Source organism: Actinomycetota bacterium (assembly GCA_041658565.1).
Lineage (GTDB): Bacteria > Actinomycetota > AC-67 > AC-67 > AC-67 > JBAZZY01.
Genome location: JBAZZY010000004.1, coordinates 94,014 through 113,334, shown reverse-complemented (window position 1 = coordinate 113,334; position 19,321 = coordinate 94,014). Strand labels below are relative to the sequence as shown.

The following is a 19,321-nucleotide window of genomic DNA, read 5'->3' as shown; positions in this document are numbered from 1 at the left end:
CAAGCATCGGTCGCAAGGTAGACTCTCGCCGGTGGTGACTGATGGGGCTTGAGGAACGTCTTGCCGCGCGGCTGTCCGAGGTCGAGGCTCGCTTCGGCGAGGTCGAGCGGCGTCTTAGTGATCCGCGGGTTGCCTCGGATCCCGCGCTGTTGCGCTCGCTCGGCAAGGAGCATTCGGACCTTGCCGACATCGTAGATGGGCTGCGTGAGCATCGAGCCGCGACGGGGGACTTAGAGGCCGCGCGCGAAATGCTTCGAGATTCTCGTGAGTCCGACGCAGAGTTCTTGCGGGGAGAGATCGCCTCCCTCGAAGCCCGCCTTAACGCGCTCGCGGACCAGTTGCGTGACATGCTGGTGCCCAAGGACCCTAACGACGACAAGGACGTCATCGTCGAACTCCGCGCAGCCGCAGGCGGGGACGAAGCCGGCTTGTTCGCTCGGGACTTGTTCGTGATGTACCAGAAATATGCGGAACCCCGTCGATGGAAGATTGAGATTCTCTCGGCGCAGGGCAACGTGAGTGGTGGGTTCAAAGAAGTGATCTTCGGCGTGCGCGGCAAGGGTGCGTACTCCCGCATGAAGTTTGAGTCCGGCGTTCACCGGGTTCAACGTGTCCCCGCAACCGAGTCGCAAGGCAGGATTCACACGTCGACGGCGACCGTCGCGGTGCTGCCCGAAGCCGAAGATGTCGACGTCGAGGTGAATCCCACCGATCTGCAGATTGACGTGTTCCGCTCCAGCGGACCCGGCGGGCAGTCGGTGAATACCACCGACTCTGCGGTGCGCATCACGCACTTGCCGACCGGAGAGGTCGTCGCATGTCAGGAAGAGCGCTCGCAGTTGCAGAACAGGGAGCGCGCGCTTCGAATCCTGCGCGCGCGGCTCCTTCAACGCGCCGTAGAGGAGCAGCGGGCCAAGATCGCGGCCGACCGCAAGGGTCAGGTCGGCACCGGCGAACGGTCCGAGAAGATCCGCACTTACAACTTCCCTCAGAACCGGGTCACCGACCACCGTGTCGGAGTGACGCTGCACAAGCTGCCCCAGGTGCTCGAGGGCGATCTCGACGAACTGATCGACGCGCTCACGTTGAAGGATCGCGCCGATCGACTCACCGGCGACGACGATGCGAGGTCCGCCGCCTCGTGAGCATCGCTGTGGATCTGGCGACCGCCCAACGAACGCTTGTCGAGGCCGGAATCGAAACCGCGCGTCACGACGCGGAGTGGATCGCTGCGCGCGCGCTGAATGTCTCGCGCGGCATTTTGTTGGCGCGCGCGCAAGACGACTTCTCCGACGACGCTTCAAAGCATTTCCTAGAGATGATTGATCGCCGCGCGCGCCGTGAGCCTCTGGCGTACGTGACGGGGTTCGTCTCGTTCCGAGGACTCGAGTTGGAGTGCGGGCCCGGAGTTCTGGTTCCGCGGCCGGAGACTGAGATCACAGTCGCGCGCGCCATCGCGCGAGGGCGTGAGCGCGGTCCGAAGCCCACCATCGTGGACGTTGGAACCGGAAGTGGTGCGATCGGGATCGCTTTGGCCGCCGAAGTGCCGAACGCTCGTATCTTTGCGACCGAGGCCTCGGGTCACGCGCGCGGTTGGGCGTTGCGCAACCTCGCTCGTACCGGCCTTCGGTGCACGCTGCTTCCGGGAGATCTGCTCGACGGCCTGCATCCCGCACTCGGGGGAGGAGTGGATGTCGTCGTCGCGAACCCGCCGTACGTGGCGGAGGCGGAGTGGGCCGGCCTCGAGCCGGAAGTGCGTGAGTGGGAGCCGAAGGAGGCGATCATCGCCGGCCCGACCGGGCTCGAGGTCATCCTGGAGGTTATCGAGCAGGCGCGCGTCTGGCTTGCTCCCGGAGGATGGCTGGTGCTGGAAATCGCCTCTTCGCAGGCCGAACGGACCGCGCGTTTCCTGACGATCAACGAGTACGAGGATGTGCTCATCACCAAGGATCTGACCGGGCGTGAGCGCGTCGTGGAGGCGCGCTGGACGGGCGTGTGGTGAGCGACTTCGTGTCACTGGGGGACGGTGCCGCGCAGTGGCAGCGCGCGGCACTGGAGTTGCGCGCCGGCAACATCGTGGTCGTTCCGACCGACACCGTCTACGGAATCGCCGCCGACGCGTTCAACGCTGCGGCAACCCGGCGCATCTTTGCTTTGAAGCGCCGGCCGCGGTCCCTCCCTCTTCCCGTGCTCGTGTCGCGGCCGCGTCAGGCATGGGCGCTCGCGGCGAGCGTACCCGCAGCTGCAGAGGATCTGGCCGCTGCGTACTGGCCGGGCGCGCTGACTCTCATTCTTCCCCAAACGCCCGGCCTTTCTTGGGACTTGGGGGAGTCGTCCGACACCATTGCGCTGCGCATGCCGATGCACGAAGGCCTATTGTCGATGCTGGAGGCAGTGGGGCCCGTCGCAGCCACGAGCGCGAACCTGAGCGGAGAGCCCACCGCGCGCGCGGTAGCGGAGATCGCGGCGAAGTTCGGTGAGGGTGTGAGCTTGTACGTGGATGGGGGACCGGCCTCAACGGATGTCGGCTCGACGATCGTGGACGTGAGCGGTCCGGTTCCTCTTGTGGTTCGCGAGGGGCTCATCAGTGTTGCCGACGTCGAGCGCGTCACCGGCGGTCGCGTGGCGCGCGCGTAGCCGCTCGCCTTAGCCGGGCGAGGGCGCGCGGTAGGCGATGATCTCGACGTCTTCCAGGGTGATCAACCCTTCGCTCATCATCTCGTCAAGCAGCGGGAGGACGCGCATGATGCGCTCTTCGGCGTCCACGATCTCGATGACAAGTGGGAGATCCTCCGACAGCCGCAAGATGCGCGCCGTGTGAATCCGACTGTGCGCGCCGAATCCCTCGATTCCGCGCACGACCGTGGCCCCGGCGAGCCCTTCCTCACGGACGCGTTGAACGATCGCCTGATACAGCGGCGTTCCGTGCCACGTGTCGGATTCACCGACGAAGATCCGAAGCAGTTTCCCTTGTCCTTGGATCCTCATATCGCCCTCCCGATCCACATTCCCGCGACGATCGCAACGAGGCCGGCCAGCACGCTGCCCGCAACGTTGGCGGCTGCCAGCAGAACTGCACCGTCTTCTGCCAGTCTGACGGTCTCCAGGGAGAACGTCGAGAAGGTCGTGTATGCGCCCAGGAACCCGACCGTTAGCGCGGTACGCGTGGTTGGGTGAGGGAGGAACCTTTCGGTCAGAAGAACGAACACCAGCCCGAGCAGGAAACACCCGCTTACGTTGACGACAAACGTGCCCGCGGGGAACGCGCCTCGATTCGCGCGCGCAATCACTCCTCCGATTCCGTACCTCGCCAGCGCGCCGGCCGCCCCTGCGATTCCGATCCACAGTGCCCGCACTCCTACCTCCAACGAAAAAGGCTCCCACCGTCCCCGGTAGGAGCCATCAGCGGCCGCAGCCGCGGTTCACGGCGAGCTCCATCGCCGGATTCGCACGATACGGTTCCCCTTCGGCGCGCGTCAAGAAAGGGCGCGCGCCGAACGTGGAGATGTCGCCGGGCTATCGGGGAGTGACCGCAGCTGTTGAGGTAGTGGTTGGCGAGGGGACTGCGTGCGGGGCTCCGGAGGCCGCAATGGTGCGCTCGCTCTTCACCCAGGTTCCCGTTTCCGGGTCGATCCGGATGTCGGCCTTGTCGAGCAGGCCGTTCAGCCAGGTGATTACGCGCTTGGTCTTCTCGGCTTTCTCGGCCCAAGGCCGCAAATCCTCGCGGACCTTCGCGTATGGCTCGACTTCAGCGGGACGCATGCCGTCGTAGACGTACAGCATGGTTCCGTGGTCGCCCTTCAGCGGTCCAAGGAGTTGTCCGGGCTTGGCCGTCTTCAATTCCGCCTTGATCTCGGCGGGGAGCTTTTCGACGTCGATCCAGCCGAGTGCCCCGCCCGACTGCGCGGAGTGCTTATCGGTCGAGTCCTTGGCGACCTCGGCGAATGACTCACCGTTGCGCACGCGTCCGGCGGCGTCTTGGGCTTTCGCCTCGGACGCGAAAACAGCCACCCTCACGGACGCTTGCCGGGGATGCGAGAACAGGTGCTTGTAGCGCTGGTAGTAGCCCTTGAGTTCAGCTTCAGTGAGTGGATCTCCGCCGAACCGTTCGACGAGTTCCACCATGAGCGCCTTCTCTTGCCAGCGCTCGGTGAAGGCGCCTTTGTCCCAGCCGAAGTGCTCCATCGCCTCGTCCATCTTCTTGGTTCCCATGCTCGACTTCGCGGCCGCGATCGCGGCATCCGTCGTCGGCGGGGAGATACCCAGGCGCTCGGCTTCCTGGCGCATGACCTCGAAGCGGATCATCTCCAGGAGGACCTGGCGCCTCGCGGGTGAGGAGTTGGGCATACCCGCGAGGCGCCCTTGGGCCTCCGACATGCGAGCTGAGAGTTCGGACTCCGAAAGAGCCTCGCCGTTCACGCTGGCGACGGGGGAAGCAGAGCGTCCCCGGACCGCGAGCAGGGACGCGCCCGCCACCAGCACGATTACCAACGGTATTAGCAGTTTCTTGGAGCCCATCCGCATGACTGTTTCCTTTTCGTTGTCAGCCTCTCAGCGGCTGTTAAGGGCAACTACTGCGCGTCGTCGATGCGCTTGTAGAGACGCTGGTCGTGCGCGGTGTTATCGACTCGCCAGATCGTCTTGGTGAGCGGACCGGCAGAACCCTCGCCTTCCATGATCGGCATTAGGATGCCGGCCACGCCGGAGACGTCGCCGGGCATGTCCTTGAGGATCAGACCGCCATCGGCGATCACGTAGTTGACCTCAGGTGCGTACTCGATGATTACGGCGTCGATCTGGTCACTGACCGGAGTGAGGTCCTGGCCGGTGAACGCGTTTGTGCGCTCGGCGACAATGTGCCCCACGCTTTCGCCTGCACCGAGGCGGTGGCAGGCCGTGCATGCGATGTGCTTGGTGTGGCACAGCCAGCAGTCGGCGGTGCCGCTCGGAGTGACGTTGAAGTAGTGCTCCTCGCCCTTCTTCTCTGGGTGGCACTTCGTGCAGGACTCGGTCGTTCCCTTCGTGGCCGTCTCGACTTCTTCTCCGGCCTGGTCCGACTGCTCCTCAGGAGTGATGCCACCCTGCTCTCCGCCCACTCCGCTGCCGATCACCGGAAGGCCGTTTGCGGCCTCCTGGACGATCTGTGCAAGGTAGGGGATTCCCTCAGCCGTGCCTGCCGGCGGAGGCTGCGGATAGGACGAGCCCTTCCCGGGGAACGTTCGGGCCTCGATCTCTTCGATGTTGGTGAAGCCGTCCTGGTCCGAGTCGATCGGCTCGATCGCGACGAAGTCCAGGCCGGCGGTTTTGAGGTCCTTGCCGTACTGGTTCAGGTCGTCGGACGCGGTGTGGCAAGTGGAGCACGAGTCCAACTGAGTGCCGCCGGTGTTGTATTTCTGGTTGAACTGACCCTTGATGGTGCCTGTGGCCTGCGCCGCCGCCGCTCCCATTGCGACCATCGCCAGCGCGGAAAGCGCGACGATGAACACGGATGCGAGGCGGGTGCGTGGCCGTGAATGAGACTTCATGTTCGGCTACCCCCCTATTGGGTTTCCTACCTATGCGGTCTAGATTGTGAATCTTTTCACAACCTACCGGCATGGTACAAACCGGGCATGGGGGGGAGGGATAGCAAAAACACGGTCTTTTTCTGGGCAGGCGCATCAACTTCGCCTGGGTGAAACGCACCATAGCGACGGTTTCCCGCCGCTTGAATGGTGTTTATACCACCTCTGGATGTTCTTTGGCAATACTTCCTCCGAAGATCGGCGGTTTTTTCTAATGCAGACCCTAGGGCGTAGATGACAGCGTCTGGGATCCAGAGGGCGTCGACGTCGGTACACTCCCTGTTGTGGAGATCGAGGTGGTCGTGGAGATCCCGAAGGGATCCCGGAACAAGTATGAGATCGACCACGCCACCGGCGCGGTGTGGCTTGATCGCATGCTCTTCACTGCGACCCAGTACCCCGCCGACTACGGCTTCGCGCCGAACACTCTGGCTGAAGACGGTGATCCGCTCGACGTTCTGGTGATGCTCGATGAGCCCACTTTCCCCGGGTGCCACATGATGGTGCGGCCGGTGGGCGTTTTTTGGATGCGCGACGAGAAGGGTCCCGACGCCAAGGTGCTGTGCGTCCCTGCGACCGACCCGCGCTGGAAGTCGTGGCGCAACATTGGGGACTTGCCCGAGCATCTGCTCGACGAGATCGGTCACTTCTTCGACGTCTACAAGGAACTCGAGCCCGGCAAGCAGACCGAAACGCGTGGATGGCAGGACGTTGCCGCCGCCGAGGCCGCCGTCGAGGATGCGCGCGCGCGCTTTGATCGAGAGCACTCGTAGACTGCGCCTAAGGCGAAGGGGAAGGAAGCGGTGGAACCCAAAGAGATCATCGTCGTGTGCTACGGGAACATCTGCCGGTCTCCCATGGGCGAGGTGTTGCTTCAGCGAGCGCTCGAGGAGCGCTGCGGAACGGGTGCCTTCCTGGTGACTTCGGCGGGAATCGGAGCCGACGACGGCCGCCCTCCTAGTCAGGGAACCGTGCGCGCGATGGCGGAGCGCGACATCGACGCCCGCAGCTTGCGGTCGACTTACCTGCGTGGGCCCGCAGCGGAGGCGGCCTGGCGGATCTACTGCATGGAGCAGTACCAGGTGGACTTCGTCCGATCCATGCTGTCGACCCGGTCGGGCAAGGTGATGTTGATGGGCGAGGAGGTCCCGGACCCGTTGGGTTCGGCGCAACAGGCGTATGAGAACGTTGCGCAGCAGATCGAGCGACTGCTGCCGATGATCGTTGAAGACATCGCGGCTGCGGTCTCCGCCGAGGATGCTTCGGTCTGAGTTCGGTTAGACTCGGCGCCGACCCCTTCCCCCGTCCCAGAGGAGGCGCTCGGGTGCGCGTTGCGCTCGGCTCGGATCACGCGGGCTTCCGCTACAAGCAGATGTTCGATGTCGCGTTGCAGCACGCGGGTCACGACGTACTTGACTTGGGGTGCGAGACCGACGCGTCACCGCTCGACTACACGCAGGTTTCTGAGGCCGTTGCCCGCGCCGTCGTCGAAGGGCGCGCCGAACGAGGCATCATCGTGGCGGGATCGGGCAACGGAGAAGCCATCGTCGCCAACAAGATCCACGGGATCCGCGCCGCCGTCTGCAACGATCTGTACACGGCAGAAATGGCGCGTCTGCACAACGATGCGAACGTGCTGTGCCTCGGGCAGCGTGTGATGGGGGAGCCGGTCGCGTTGCGAATCCTGCACGTGTGGATGACGACCCCGTTCGAGGGCGCGCGCCATGAGGCGCGCCTCGCAAACATCGCCGCGCTCGAGGCGCGGCTGAAGAAGGAGTACGGAGCATGACTCAGCAGGGTGCGGGGGATCCGGTCCGGATCGCATGGGATGCCTTGCGCGCGTCCGATCCCGAGGTCGCCGACCTAATCGTGGCCGAAGAGCGTCGCGAACGTGACACCATTCGGCTGATTCCGTCGGAGAACTACGTCTCACACGCCGTGCTGGCCGCGACCGGCTCGGTGCTGACGAACAAGTACTCCGAGGGGTACCCGGGCAAGCGCTACTACGAGGGCCAGCAGGTGATCGATCAGATCGAGTCGCTGGCGATCGAGCGGGCGACCTCGCTGTTCGGAGCCGAGCATGCGAACGTGCAGCCGTATTCGGGGTCTCCCTGCAACCTTGCCGTGTACCTGGCCTTTCTGAAGCCCGGCGACACGGTGATGGGGATGGCGCTGCCGCACGGTGGTCACTTGACGCACGGCTGGAACGTCTCGATCACTGGGAAGTATTTCCGGTCGGTCCAGTACGGCGTGGCGAAGGAGACCGGCCGAATCGACTACGACGAGGTCCGCGACATCGCGAAGCGGGAGCGCCCGGCCCTGATCTGGGCGGGAGGCACGGCGGTTCCACGGATCATCGACTTCGAGGTGTTCGCAGAGATCGCGCGCGAGGTTGGAGCGGTGTTCGCGGCCGACATCGCGCACATCGCCGGATTGGTCGCCGGCGGCGCCCACCCGTCCCCGGTTCCGGTGGCAGACGTCGTGACCACGACGACGCACAAGACGTTGAGGGGGCCCCGCGGCGCTATGTTCTTGTCGCGAAAGACCCACGCATCCGTCTTGGACAAGGCGGTGTTCCCGGGCTTGCAGGGTGGGCCGCACAACCACACCACTGCTGCGATCGCCGTCGCCCTTGCCGAGGCCGCGCGCCCGGCGTTCCGCGACTACGCGCACCAGATCGTCTTGAACGCGAAGGCGCTGGCGGTCGGGTTGTTGAGTGCCGGCTTCGACTTGGTTTCGGGCGGGACGGACAACCACTTGATCCTCATCGATCTCACGAACAAGGGGATTACGGGCAAGGTGGCGGCCAAAGCACTCGACAGGGCCGGCATCGAGTTGAACTACAACACGGTTCCCTTCGATCCTCGCAAGCCCTTTGATCCTTCCGGGATTCGGATCGGCACTCCGGCCGTGACGTCTCGAGGCATGAAGGAGGCCGAGATGGGGCAGATCGCGGCGTGGATCACGCGTGTTGTGGAAGCGCCGGAGGACGAATCGACGGCCGCGCGAGTGCGCGGCGAGATCGCTGAAACGTGTGGGCGTTTCCCGGCTCCGGGGATTTCCGTCGGCGCCTAGCCGAGAACCGTGAAACCATTCCTCGTCGTCTTCGCTGTGGCGGCGGGGGTCACGTATTTGGTGACCCCGCTTGTTCGCCGGGCGGCGCTGCGCGTGGGCGCGGTTGACGTCCCGGACGATCGCAAGGTGCACTCCGAGCCGACGCCGACGCTGGGTGGCGTCGGCCTCTACGCGGGCTTTGCCGCGGCGATGCTCGTGGCCATGCTGTTACCGGCTCGATCCTTCGAGAACTTGTTTCGAACGTCTTCGGAGCCGGCGGCCGTTCTTCTGGCTGCGACGGTAGTGCTTGTTCTAGGGATCGTGGATGACGTCCGCGGGATGAAGGCTCGGACGAAACTCGTCGGTCAATTGCTGGCGGCGGGAGTCCTGGTCTTGCTTGGTGTTCAGCTCGTGTACTTCTGGGTGCCGGGGATCGGGGTGCTTTCGCTGTCGGCGGATCTGTCGGCCCTGCTGACGGTGTTGTGGGCGATCGCTCTGATCAACGCGGTGAACTTGGTGGACGGCCTGGATGGACTTGCCATCGGCGTGACGACGATCGCGGCCGTGACTCTGTTTGCTTACGCATACCAGACCACTCCCGGTCAGGCGACCACGGCTGAGTTGCTGACGGCGATCGTCGTGGGTCTGGGGGTCGGGTTCCTGCCTCACAACTTCAACCCTGCGCGGATCTTCATGGGGGACGTCGGCAGCATGATGCTTGGGTTGTTGCTGGCCAGCGCCACGGTCAGCGGAATCAGCCGAACTACCGAGCCGCGATTCATTGACGTTCCGGGATTCATCGTTCCTGTGTTGATGCCCTTGCTGGTGCTTGCCATCCCGCTGGCCGACGCGGGGTTTGCGGTCCTGCGTCGCGTCCGCGGACGTCGTCCGGTGTTCCATCCGGACAAGCGCCATATCCACCACTGGCTGCTCGGGATGGCGCGCAACCACCGCCAGGCGGTGCTCGTGATGTACATGTGGAGCGCACTTCTCGCCGGGGCCACGATTGCGCTCGCGCTCGGGCCGGGCGTGGTCTGGCGCTTTGTGTCGGTGGGCATATTCGGCTTGCTGGTGGTGAGCGTTGTTGTGGTTCCGCGGTGGATGCGGCGCGAACGGAAGTCACAGGTGGTCTCTGCTGGATCCGGACGACCCGCGGGGTCGCGATGACGACTTTTGCGCTCACTTCGCAGATCCCACTGCGATGTAGCGGAAGTGGCTGTTTACCTGGAAAATCGCTTCTTCCGATCGTTTTGACTTGGATCAGGGGGTGACCCTTAGAATGCCACCCATCACCGACCGGTCACGTAGTGAACTGTGGATTGGTGCGGGGGACGCCTGGACGATGGTCGCCGACCTTGTGTCGGCAATCGCAGTCTGGGGCGCAATCGGGTACGGCCTTGACCGGGTTCTTCACACGTGGCCGGCGCTGTTCGTGGTCGGTGTGGTCGTGGGACATGCGGCCGGCGTCTACGTCCTGTGGCTCCGGGCACAACGGCAGACGGCAAGCGCTCAGGCGCGCGCCAAGAAGGAAACTAAGTGAGCGCAGAGTTTCGGATCGTGCGGGGAGCCCTCAAGTGGGGCGCGATCGCGGCTGGGCCGGCCGGTGCTTTGATGTTCCTTGCGCGCGGCCCCGAGGCGGCACTGTCCGTGCTGCTGGCTATCGGTTTGGTGCTGGCCAACGCGGCCGTTGGGGCGCTCATCAGCGCGACCGCCGCTAAGGTCTCGACGCTGGCCTCGGCCGCCGTGGCGCTGCCGAGCTTCTTCGCGCGTATGGCCGGCGTGATCGCCGCACTTGTGGCTCTGAGCACTGCTGGATTCATCGACCTGCCGGTGTTCGCACTCGCGTTCGGCGCGTGTGTCGTCGCAGTGCAGGGGATCGAGGCTGTGCGCTGGATGCGCACACCGTGGATCGCACTGGCATTCCTGGAGGAGAGATCGTGACGTTCGCACTTGCACTGCTGGCAGCGTCGAAGCCCTTCGAGGTTCCGTCGGCCGGCGAGTTGTTCAACTACGAAACGTTGTTCAACATCGGTCCGCTGGAAGTCACGTACCCGACCTTGGTCATGTTCGGGGTCACCGCTCTCTTGGCTCTGTTCTTCTTGAAGGCATTCGCCCGGCCGAAAGTAGTGCCGACTGGATCGCAGAACTTGGCGGAAGCCGGAATCGAATTCGTCACCAAGCAAATCACCGGGCCGGTCTTGGGTGAGGAGGCCATTCGCTGGACGCCGTACCTGACCATCGTGTTCTTCTGGGTGCTGCTGCTGAACCTGATGGGAATCATCCCGGGGGTCCAGTTCCCGATCACCAGCCGCACGGCTTATCCGGCACTGCTCGCAGTGATTGCGTGGGTGATCTACAACGCCATCGGGATCAAGAACCAGGGGCCGATCGGCTACTTCAAGAACATGATGTTCCCGCCGGGCGTACCGGTGCTGGTGTATTTCATCTTGGCGCCGATCGAGTTGATCTCAACGATCATCATCCGGCCCGCCACGCTGGCCCTTCGACTCTTCGCCAACATGGTTGCCGGACACATGCTCCTCACCGTGCTGTTCCTCAGCGCCGGTGTGTTCTTCGCCAGCGGAATCGGAAAGGCAACCTTCATATTGCCGTTCGGGTTCGGCGTCATCTTCATGGGGTTCGAGATATTCGTTGCATTCATGCAGGCCTTCATCATCACCATTCTGATGGCCGTGTACATCGCCGGCGCGCAGAAGGCGCATCACTAGGACGGGAGTCGCTCGGGAGTCGAGCGGAAAGTAGGGAGGACGCATGCACATTCTCGCATCGCTGGTTGTGCTGGCCCAGCAGGCCACGACGACCATGGACTTCGCGCCGATCGGCAAGGGCCTTGTGTACGGTCTCGCCGCTATCGGCCCCGGCATCGGCATCGGCATCGTGTTTGGTAAGGCCATCGAGGCGATTGCCCGCCAGCCTGAGGCGCAGAGCCTCGTGCAGCCGGTGATGTACATCGGCTTCGCGTTGACCGAAGCACTGGCCCTGCTTGGGTTCGTGCTCTTCTTCATCCTCAAGTAAGGGGCGAGTGCACATGGTGACGTTGCTGGCCGAAGTCAGCCACAACCTGCGGGTTCTGCCGAACGTGGACGAGTTGGTATTCGGCTCGATTGCGTTCCTCGTGCTGGTGGTCGCCCTGCTCAAGCTGGCGTTCCCGAAGGCAAAGAAGGTCCTGGAAGACCGTAGTCGTCAGATTCAAGGGCGGCTAGAGGATGCCGAGCGCGTCAAGCGCGAAGCCGACCAGGTGCTCGAGCAGTACCGCGTGCAGCTGGCGGAGGCGCGCGTCGAGGTGCAAAGAATCATCGACGAGGGGAAGCGCACGGCCGAGGCGGTCAAGGCCGACATCGTCCGCAAGGCCGAGGAAGAGGCTGCGGCGGTCTTGGTGCGCGCGCGTGCCGACGTGGCCGGAGAGCGCGATCGCGCGCTCGATCAGCTTCGGACGTCGCTCGGGGACTGGTCAATCCAGCTTGCATCTCGCGTGATTGAAAAGGAACTCTCCTCCGACGCGACACAGCGCGCGCTCGTCGACCGCGCGATCGAGGATCTAATCGGCAGCGGAAGCGGGGGCGGGAACAACTGATGGGCGCCGCGGACCCGCGCACCCAGGGCTACGCGGCTGCGCTGTTTCAGGTCGCAAAGGCCGAGGGGGCACTCGAGCAGGTCGGGGACGAACTCTTCCGGTTTGCTCGGACCCTGGAGACAGAGTCGTCGCTTCGCGATGCGCTGGTCGATCTCAACGTTCCGACTGACCGGCGTGCCGCTGTTATCCGAGAGCTTCTCGGCCCGAAGGCGTCTCAGCACACGGTCAACTTGCTGGCGTTTCTGGTGCAACAGGGCCGCGCTCGCGACCTCCCGGCGATCATCGATGCGATGTCGCGCTTGGCCGCGACCGAGGGGAACAAGGCGATCGCCACGGTTCGCTCGGCAGTGCACCTCGACGACGGTCAGCGGGAGCGTCTGAAGGCGGCGCTGGAGTCGGCCACCGGCAAGAAGGTTGAGTTGAAAGTGTTGGTGGACCCCGCAGTCGTCGGCGGTCTGGTGGCACAGGTCGGAGACACCGTCTTTGACGCGTCTGTTCGCCGGCGGTTGCAACTTGCGAAAGAGCATTTCGGGAGAAGTTGAGATGGCTGAGTTGACTATCGATCCCCAAGACATATCGAACGTCCTGCGGAAGCACATCGAGGACTTCAAGCCGACGCTCGAACGTGAGGAGGTCGGCCGAGTCACGTACTCCGGCGACGGAATCGCGCGCGTGTCGGGATTGCCGCGCTGCATGGCGAACGAGCGCCTGGAGTTCCCCGGTGGGGTCTTCGGTCTCGCGTTGAACCTCGACGAAGACGAGATCGGCGCTGTGATTCTCGGCGACCCCGCGTCGATCGAGGAAGGGGATTCGGTCAAGCTCACGGGCGAGATCCTCTCGGTTCCCGTCGGCGATGCGCTGCTCGGCCGCGTTGTGGACGCGCTGGGAAATCCGATCGACGGCGGACCGCCTTTGGATGCGTCGAAGATTGCCGGCCGTCGGCCGCTGGAAGTTCAGGCGGCTTCGGTGGTGCAACGCCAGCCGGTGAAGGAGCCGCTCTACACCGGCGTCAAGGCTATCGACGCGATGACGGCGATCGGTCGCGGACAGCGAGAGCTGATCATCGGCGACATGAAGACCGGCAAGACCGCGATCGCCATCGACACGATCATCAACCAGCGCAGGTTCTGGGGAACCTCGCGTCAGGTGAAGTGCATCTACGTCGCGGTCGGTCAGAAGGACTCGACGGTTGCGCAGGTTGTGCAAGCGCTTCGGGACAGCGGTGCGCTGGAGTACACGGTCGTCGTTGTCGCCGGCGCCAGTGACCCGGCGCCCTTCAAGTACCTGGCGCCCTACTCCGGCTCGGCGATCGGCCAGCACTGGATGTACAACGGTGAGCACGCGCTGGTCGTGTACGACGATCTGTCCAAGCAGGCCGAGGCCTACCGCGAGATCTCGCTGTTGCTTCGGCGCCCGGCTGGGCGTGAGGCCTACCCCGGAGACGTTTTCTACTTGCACTCGCGGCTGCTCGAGCGCGGGGCGAAGCTGTCGGATGAACTCGGCGGCGGATCGCTGACGGCGCTCCCAATTGTGGAGACCAAGGGCGGCGACATCTCGGGGTACATCCCGACGAACGTGATTTCGATCACCGACGGGCAGATCTTCCTGGATGAGAGCCTGTTCCTATCCGGCGTGCGTCCGGCAATCAACGTTGGGACGTCGGTGTCTCGAGTCGGTGGTTCCGCACAGGTCAAAGCGATGAAGGGTGTTGCCGGCTCGCTGCGTCTGGATCTCGCGAGCTACCGCGAGTTGGAAGCATTCGCCGCGTTCGGCTCCGAACTCGACAAGGCGTCGCAGGCCCAGATCGCCCGAGGCGGGCGCATGGTCGAGTTACTGAAACAGGCGCAGTTCTCCCCCATTGCGGTCGAGGATCAGGTCATCGCGATCTTCGCGGGAACCAAGGGCGCCCTGGACGACGTGCCGGTTTCCGACGTCAAGCGGTTCGAAGCGCAGTTGGTGGAGTTCATCCACTCGCGCTTGCCGGCCGTCGTTGAGGAGATGGCAACGGCAGGGACCCTCGGCAAGGAGAACTCGGACGCGCTCGAGGCTGCGATCAAGGACTTCTCCGAGCAATTCCGGGCCGCAAACCGGGGCAACTCCGCAAGCTAGCGGGCGACGGGCATGGGCGCGAAGTCACGGCAGATGCAGAACCGGATCGAATCGATCCGGTCCACTACCAAGATCACCAGGGCTATGGAACTGGTGGCGGCCTCGCGTATCGCCAAAGCCCAGGGCCGGTTATCCCAGGCGCGTCCGTACTCACGCAGGATCCAGGAGGCCATTCGCGAGCTGGCCGGCGTCGGAGAGGTGGCTCACGAGTTCCCCCTGCTGAAGCCGCGCGATGAGATCAAGACCTCGGGCGTCGTGGTGATCACCAGCGACCGGGGGCTGGCGGGTTCGTACAACTCCAGCGTCATTCGCGAAGGTGTCGGTCTGATCCGCGAAGCCCGCGAAGCCGGACGTGATGTGCGCTTGCACGTCATCGGCAAGAAGGGACTGGCGTTCTTCCGGTTCGGCAACTACCCGATCGCGTCCTCAACTCTCGGGATCTCGGACACGCCTCGTTTCGAGGCAGCCGAGGCCCTGGGAGCCACGTTGGTTGAGGAGTTCATCTCGGGACAACTCGACGAGGTCCGGATCGCATTCACCGATTTCCGGTCGTCGGGCAGTCAGTCGGCGACGTCGGTGCAGATTCTGCCGATCCGCAAGGAAGACGTCACGCTGGAGGCGGGCGCGATTACTCCGCTTTACGACTTCGAGCCCGAGCCGTCGGAGATCTTGTCGCTCCTGTTGCCTCGCTACGTCAACACAGTCATCTTCGCCTGCTTGCTTGAGTCGGCGACCAGTGAGCACGCCGCGCGCCGGCGGGCGATGAAGGCGGCGACCGAGAACGGCGAGGAATTGGTCAAGGTCTACACGCGGATTGCGAACCGTGAGCGTCAGGCCGAGATCACCAGTGAGATCATGGAAGTTGTCGGCGGAGCGGAAGCGCTTCGTTCCGAAGAAAAAGCTACCGTCGGCTAGAGCGACGTAAAGAGGGGCGAGCACAGATGGCAATGACCGAGCAGGCGGCAACCCAGGCGCAGAAGCGTGCCGAGGGCAGGGTCGTGCAGATCGTCGGCCCGGTGGTCGACGTCGAGTTCCCCCCCGAGCACCTCCCGGAGATCAACACTGCACTCGAAATTGAGCGCGAGGTGGGGGAAGGGCGCGCAACGATCATCGCCGAGGTTTCTCAGCACGTCGGCCACGCGACCGTGCGCGCGATCTGCATGCAGCCGACCGACGGCCTTCGCCGCGGAGCAACAGCGATCAACACCGGCGCGCCGATCACCGTTCCGGTCGGCAACGCAACCCTCGGGCACGTGTGGAACGTCGTCGGGCGTCCCCTGGATTCCGACCCGACCACCGTCGAGATCACCGAGCGCTGGCCGATCCACCGGGACCCGCCGCCGTTCAACGAACTGGAGCCGAAGCTCGAGATGTTCGAGACCGGCATCAAGGTCATCGACCTCATCGAGCCGTACGTCAAGGGTGGAAAGATTGGGATGTTCGGCGGCGCCGGAGTCGGCAAGACCGTTGTCATCCAGGAGATGATCTACCGCGTCGCGCGCCAGCACGGTGGTGTGTCGGTGTTCGCCGGCGTCGGCGAGCGCACTCGCGAGGGCAACGACCTGTGGCTCGAAATGAAGGAGTCCGGCGTTCTCGAGAAGGCGGCGCTTGTCTTCGGTCAGATGGACGAGCCGCCCGGCGTGCGTCTTCGCGTCGCGCTTGCGGGTCTGACCATGGCCGAGTACTTCCGCGACGTCATGCGCCAGGATGTGCTGCTGTTCGTGGACAACATCTTCCGCTTCACGCAGGCAGGCTCCGAGGTCTCCACGTTGCTCGGCCGCATGCCGTCGGCGGTCGGCTACCAGCCGACGCTTGCCGGCGAGATGGGCTTCTTGCAAGAGCGCATCACCTCGACCAAGGGCCGCTCGATCACTTCCATGCAGGCCGTCTATGTTCCCGCCGACGACTACACGGACCCGGCGCCGCACACGACCTTCGCTCACCTCGACGCAATCACGCGTCTGGAACGTTCGATCGTGGAGAAGGGGATCTATCCGGCGGTCGACCCGCTGACATCGTCGAGCCGAATCCTGGACGCGCGCTACGTCGGTGAGGACCACTACCGCGTCGCGCGAACCGTCCAGCAGATCCTGCAGAAGTACAAGGACTTGCAAGACATCATTGCGATCCTTGGTATCGACGAGTTGTCGGAAGAGGACAAGCTCACCGTCGCGCGCGCGCGCAAGGTTGAGAAGTTCTTCTCGCAGCCGTTCTTCGTCGCCGAGCAGTTCACCGGCTCGCCGGGCAAGTACGTTTCCGTGAAGGACACCATCGAGGCCTTCGACGCGTTGAGCCGGGGAGACCTGGACCACATTCCCGAGCCCGCCTTCTACATGGTGGGCGGGGTCGACGAGGTCCTGGCCAAGGCGCGCGAGATGGGTGTCGAGGGGGCCTAGTGGCAGGATCGCTGACCATCCAGGTCGTCACGCCGGAGCGAGAAGTCATCGTCGCCGAGGACGCCACGTTCGTGCTGGCGCACGGGATTGAAGGTGATGTTGGAATCCTTCCCGGCCGCGCTCCATTACTGATCGCGCTCGGCGTGGGAGCGCTCAAGATCCAGCGCGGTGACCGCACGGAGAGAATGCTCGTAGACGGTGGTTTCCTCCAGGTGAAGGACGACAAGGTGATCGTGCTCGCCGAGTACGCGATTCTGCCGTCCCAGGCGGATTCCGCGGCAGTCTCGGCCGAGATCGAGGAGTTGCGCCGCAGGCTGACGTCGGAGGCGGAATCGGCGGCCGTGAAGCGGCAGTTGGCGCGCGCCGAAGCTCTTCAGCAGATCATCGGGGTCGGTTAGCCTCCCGACGCGCCCTCGGGCCCGGAGCCGCACACCCCATAGAATCGTGTCGATGAACCGCTACCTAATCTCGGGAGGGACTCCGCTGCGCGGCGCCGTCGGCGTGGGCGGAGCGAAGAACTCCGCACTCAAGCTGATGGCGGCTTCGCTGCTGTGCCCGGGGACGACGCTGCTGCGAGAGGTTCCGGACATCGCCGACATCGGCACGATGGCTCGACTGCTCGAGCGACTCGGATGCACGGTCGGTGAAAGCGCCGGCACGATGGAGATCACAGTTCCTGCGGAGCCGGGGCACGAGGCGCCGTACGACCTGGTTCGGCAAATGCGTGCGTCGATCGTGGTGTTGGGGCCGATGCTGGCGCGTTTGGGGCGCGCGCGTGTTGCGATGCCGGGCGGATGCAACATCGGTTCACGCAAGATCGATCTGCATCTCAAGGGCCTTGAACGCATGGGGGCGACGGTCGGCTTCGATCACGGGTATCTGGATGCGTCCGGCGATCTGCACGGCGCCGATATCGCCTTGGATTGGCCCTCGCACGGTGCGACCGAGAACCTCGTGATGGCGGCGACGCTGGCCAAGGGTACGACCGTGATCGAGAACGCCGCGCGCGACCCCGAGATCCAGGATCTGGCCGCGTTCTTGGTGGCGATGGGATCGCAGATCTCAGGCGCGGGGACGCAGACGATCGTGGTTGACGGAGTGGACGAGCTTCATCCCACGGCCGAGCACACCGTGATCCCCGACAGGCTCGAAGCCGGAACTTTCCTCATAGCGGCCGCGGTGACCGGAGGCGACGTCACCGTCCGTAATGCGCGCGCCGATCACTTGGAGGTCGTTTTGGCGAAGTTGGCCGACGCCGGCGCCGAGGTCGAAGTGCTTCCCGAAGGTATTCGCCTCGCGATGCACGTGCGTCCGCGCGCCGTTGACTTCGTCACGTTGCCCTACCCGGGGTTTCCCACGGACCTGCAACCCCAGATGATGGTCTTGTGCTCTGTCGCTGAGGGGACCTGTATCGCGACGGAGAATGTCTTCGAGAACCGGTTCATGTTCGTAGACGAACTCGTCCGGATGGGCGCCGACATTCGCACCGAAGGGCACCATGCCGTTATCAGTGGACGGCCTGGGTTGCAGGCCGCTCCGGTGCGCGCGCCCGACATTCGCGCCGGCGCAGCCCTGGTGATCGCGGCACTCGCCGCCGAAGGAACGACCGAGGTGACGGGGCTCGAATACATCGACCGGGGGTACGAGGCGCTCGAGACCAAGCTGGCGTCGCTGGGCGCCGCCATCGTGCGCGCGCCGGCGAGGGACGAAGTGCCTGATGCGTAGGCGTCGCACGTGAGCGCACGTCCGTGCCCGAACTGCGGGCAGCCGGTCTCCGCCTGGGCACGATACTGCGTCAGTTGTGGGGGCACTCTCGACCTCATCGACGCAGGAACCGCGCCCACGAGTGAGGCTGGGTCGAGCGATCGATGCGCGGTGCCCTGGCGCGCGCGCGCGGGGATCCCCATTCAGGTCCTTGCGCTCGTGGTCACTGCGCTCGTAGGTGTGCCGATTGCCATCCTGGTCGAAGATCGGGATCTCGTCACGATGATCGGGATCGTCGTGAACGAAACGGCATTGGCCGGCATTGTTCTGCTGTGGGTGCGGGCGCTTCATCGAGCCGACTATGAAGTGCTGGGCTTGCGGGGATTCACTCGTGAGAACGTCATCCTGGGACTCAAGACCGCCGGTTTTGGATTGGCCGCGGCTTACGGCGCCGGCATCGTTGTGACTCAAGCAATTGAGCGCGTTACGGGACGTCCGGTCGAGCAGCCCGAACAGATTCCCTTGCAGAATGCGCCGGGTGGGTGGAGTCTTGTCTTGATCGCCCTGGGTGTCGTGATCCTGGCGCCCATCGCTGAGGAGATCTTCTTCAGGGGGTTCGTCTATCGAGCGCTGAGGCGCTGGGCGGAGCCGTGGCCTGCGACCTTTCTGTCGGCTGCGATCTTCGCGGTAGCGCACTTCATCCCGCTGGTCATGCCTCCGATATTCGTCCTTGGGATCTTGCTTGCACGTGTGGTTGAGCGACGGGATAGCCTCGTGCCGGCGATCTTTGCGCACATGGTGTTCAACGCAGTGGGGTTCATCTTTCAGTTCGTTCTCGTCTCGCGCGCTTGAGTCTTCGCGCCACCACTGAGTAGACTCCGCCCGCGTACCGAGCGTGG

General features: G+C 64.3%; 23 protein-coding genes, 1 pseudogene and 1 riboswitch. Of the genes and pseudogenes, 20 read left to right on the top strand and 4 right to left on the bottom strand.

Translation table 11 applies throughout. The features are described from left to right. Positions 1–41 precede the first annotated feature (41 nt). Genes prfA through WDA27_04460 form a run of 3 tightly spaced genes read left to right on the top strand, consistent with a single transcriptional unit; the run spans position 42 to position 2,637 of the window. The gene (gene prfA, locus WDA27_04470) at positions 42–1,145 is read left to right on the top strand and encodes a peptide chain release factor 1 (GenBank protein MFA5890197.1); all 1,104 of its coding nucleotides are present in this window, start codon (positions 42–44) and stop codon (positions 1,143–1,145) included. Further along, the gene (prmC, locus tag WDA27_04465; protein MFA5890196.1) at positions 1,142–2,002 is read left to right on the top strand and encodes a peptide chain release factor N(5)-glutamine methyltransferase; all 861 of its coding nucleotides are present in this window, start codon (positions 1,142–1,144) and stop codon (positions 2,000–2,002) included. Before prfA ends, prmC begins: the two co-directional genes overlap by 4 nt. Further along, entirely contained in the window at positions 1,999–2,637 is a 639-nt protein-coding gene (locus WDA27_04460) for an L-threonylcarbamoyladenylate synthase (protein ID MFA5890195.1), read from the top strand. Before prmC ends, WDA27_04460 begins: the two co-directional genes overlap by 4 nt. A gap of 9 nt (positions 2,638–2,646) precedes the next feature. Here WDA27_04460 and WDA27_04455 read toward each other — a convergent pair whose 3' ends face one another. The 4 genes from WDA27_04455 to WDA27_04440 all read right to left on the bottom strand — a co-directional run bounded on the left by WDA27_04455 (position 2,647) and on the right by WDA27_04440 (position 5,525). Next, positions 2,647–2,988, bottom strand: a complete 342-nt coding sequence (locus WDA27_04455; protein MFA5890194.1) for a DUF190 domain-containing protein — start codon at positions 2,986–2,988, stop codon at positions 2,647–2,649. Beyond that, positions 2,985–3,356 (bottom strand): fluoride efflux transporter CrcB, encoded by a 372-nt coding sequence (gene crcB / locus WDA27_04450; protein MFA5890193.1) that lies wholly within the window; start codon positions 3,354–3,356, stop codon positions 2,985–2,987. The genes WDA27_04455 and crcB overlap by 4 nt, the downstream gene beginning before the upstream one ends. A 30-nt stretch (positions 3,357–3,386) precedes the next feature. Next, a riboswitch (Fluoride riboswitch) is annotated at positions 3,387–3,451 on the bottom strand. 65 nt (positions 3,452–3,516) lie between these two features. Continuing rightward, positions 3,517–4,524 (bottom strand): peptidyl-prolyl cis-trans isomerase, encoded by a 1,008-nt coding sequence (locus tag WDA27_04445; protein MFA5890192.1) that lies wholly within the window; start codon positions 4,522–4,524, stop codon positions 3,517–3,519. Positions 4,525–4,571: 47 nt separating this feature from the next. Beyond that, entirely contained in the window at positions 4,572–5,525 is a 954-nt protein-coding gene (locus WDA27_04440) for a hypothetical protein (protein ID MFA5890191.1), read from the bottom strand. Between the two features lie 323 nt (positions 5,526–5,848). Here WDA27_04440 and WDA27_04435 point away from each other — a divergent pair, with 323 nt between their 5' ends. From WDA27_04435 to WDA27_04355, 17 genes and pseudogenes are all read left to right on the top strand, one after another. Further along, positions 5,849–6,337 carry an inorganic diphosphatase gene (locus WDA27_04435; GenBank protein ID MFA5890190.1) on the top strand — a complete coding sequence of 163 codons (489 nt, stop codon included), beginning with the start codon at positions 5,849–5,851 and terminating at the stop codon, positions 6,335–6,337. Between the two features lie 30 nt (positions 6,338–6,367). Beyond that, entirely contained in the window at positions 6,368–6,835 is a 468-nt protein-coding gene (locus WDA27_04430; GenBank protein ID MFA5890189.1) for a hypothetical protein, read from the top strand. A gap of 53 nt (positions 6,836–6,888) precedes the next feature. Then, on the top strand, positions 6,889–7,353 hold the full coding sequence (rpiB, locus tag WDA27_04425; protein ID MFA5890188.1) for a ribose 5-phosphate isomerase B: 465 nt from the start codon (positions 6,889–6,891) through the stop codon (positions 7,351–7,353). Further along, positions 7,350–8,639, top strand: a complete 1,290-nt coding sequence (gene glyA / locus WDA27_04420) for a serine hydroxymethyltransferase (GenBank protein ID MFA5890187.1) — start codon at positions 7,350–7,352, stop codon at positions 8,637–8,639. Before rpiB ends, glyA begins: the two co-directional genes overlap by 4 nt. Before the next feature lie 9 nt (positions 8,640–8,648). Continuing rightward, positions 8,649–9,785, top strand: coding sequence for an MraY family glycosyltransferase (locus WDA27_04415; GenBank protein ID MFA5890186.1), 1,137 nt, complete (start codon positions 8,649–8,651; stop codon positions 9,783–9,785). A 100-nt stretch (positions 9,786–9,885) separates the two neighbouring features. After that, entirely contained in the window at positions 9,886–10,158 is a 273-nt protein-coding gene (locus WDA27_04410) for an AtpZ/AtpI family protein (GenBank protein ID MFA5890185.1), read from the top strand. Next, positions 10,155–10,559, top strand: coding sequence for a hypothetical protein (locus tag WDA27_04405; protein ID MFA5890184.1), 405 nt, complete (start codon positions 10,155–10,157; stop codon positions 10,557–10,559). Before WDA27_04410 ends, WDA27_04405 begins: the two co-directional genes overlap by 4 nt. Further along, the gene (atpB, locus tag WDA27_04400) at positions 10,556–11,347 is read left to right on the top strand and encodes a F0F1 ATP synthase subunit A (GenBank protein ID MFA5890183.1); all 792 of its coding nucleotides are present in this window, start codon (positions 10,556–10,558) and stop codon (positions 11,345–11,347) included. The genes WDA27_04405 and atpB overlap by 4 nt, the downstream gene beginning before the upstream one ends. Before the next feature lie 94 nt (positions 11,348–11,441). Further along, the gene (gene atpE / locus WDA27_04395) at positions 11,442–11,654 is read left to right on the top strand and encodes an ATP synthase F0 subunit C (GenBank protein ID MFA5890182.1); all 213 of its coding nucleotides are present in this window, start codon (positions 11,442–11,444) and stop codon (positions 11,652–11,654) included. Positions 11,655–11,667: 13 nt separating this feature from the next. Beyond that, positions 11,668–12,213, top strand: a complete 546-nt coding sequence (atpF, locus tag WDA27_04390) for a F0F1 ATP synthase subunit B (GenBank protein MFA5890181.1) — start codon at positions 11,668–11,670, stop codon at positions 12,211–12,213. Continuing rightward, a complete protein-coding gene (gene atpH, locus WDA27_04385) occupies positions 12,213–12,755 on the top strand; it encodes an ATP synthase F1 subunit delta (GenBank protein ID MFA5890180.1) in 543 nt (180 codons plus the stop codon). Before atpF ends, atpH begins: the two co-directional genes overlap by 1 nt. Position 12,756: 1 nt before the next feature. Continuing rightward, positions 12,757–14,301 (top strand): annotated as a pseudogene (gene atpA / locus WDA27_04380) (F0F1 ATP synthase subunit alpha). A 33-nt stretch (positions 14,302–14,334) separates the two neighbouring features. Continuing rightward, positions 14,335–15,237 carry a F0F1 ATP synthase subunit gamma gene (locus WDA27_04375; GenBank protein ID MFA5890179.1) on the top strand — a complete coding sequence of 301 codons (903 nt, stop codon included), beginning with the start codon at positions 14,335–14,337 and terminating at the stop codon, positions 15,235–15,237. Positions 15,238–15,263: 26 nt separating this feature from the next. Then, entirely contained in the window at positions 15,264–16,718 is a 1,455-nt protein-coding gene (gene atpD, locus WDA27_04370; protein MFA5890178.1) for a F0F1 ATP synthase subunit beta, read from the top strand. Then, entirely contained in the window at positions 16,718–17,116 is a 399-nt protein-coding gene (gene atpC / locus WDA27_04365) for an ATP synthase F1 subunit epsilon (GenBank protein ID MFA5890177.1), read from the top strand. Before atpD ends, atpC begins: the two co-directional genes overlap by 1 nt. 52 nt (positions 17,117–17,168) lie before the next feature. Beyond that, entirely contained in the window at positions 17,169–18,443 is a 1,275-nt protein-coding gene (murA, locus tag WDA27_04360) for a UDP-N-acetylglucosamine 1-carboxyvinyltransferase (GenBank protein ID MFA5890176.1), read from the top strand. 9 nt (positions 18,444–18,452) lie between these two features. Further along, entirely contained in the window at positions 18,453–19,274 is an 822-nt protein-coding gene (locus tag WDA27_04355) for a CPBP family intramembrane glutamic endopeptidase (protein MFA5890175.1), read from the top strand. The last annotated feature ends 47 nt before the right edge of the window (positions 19,275–19,321 follow it).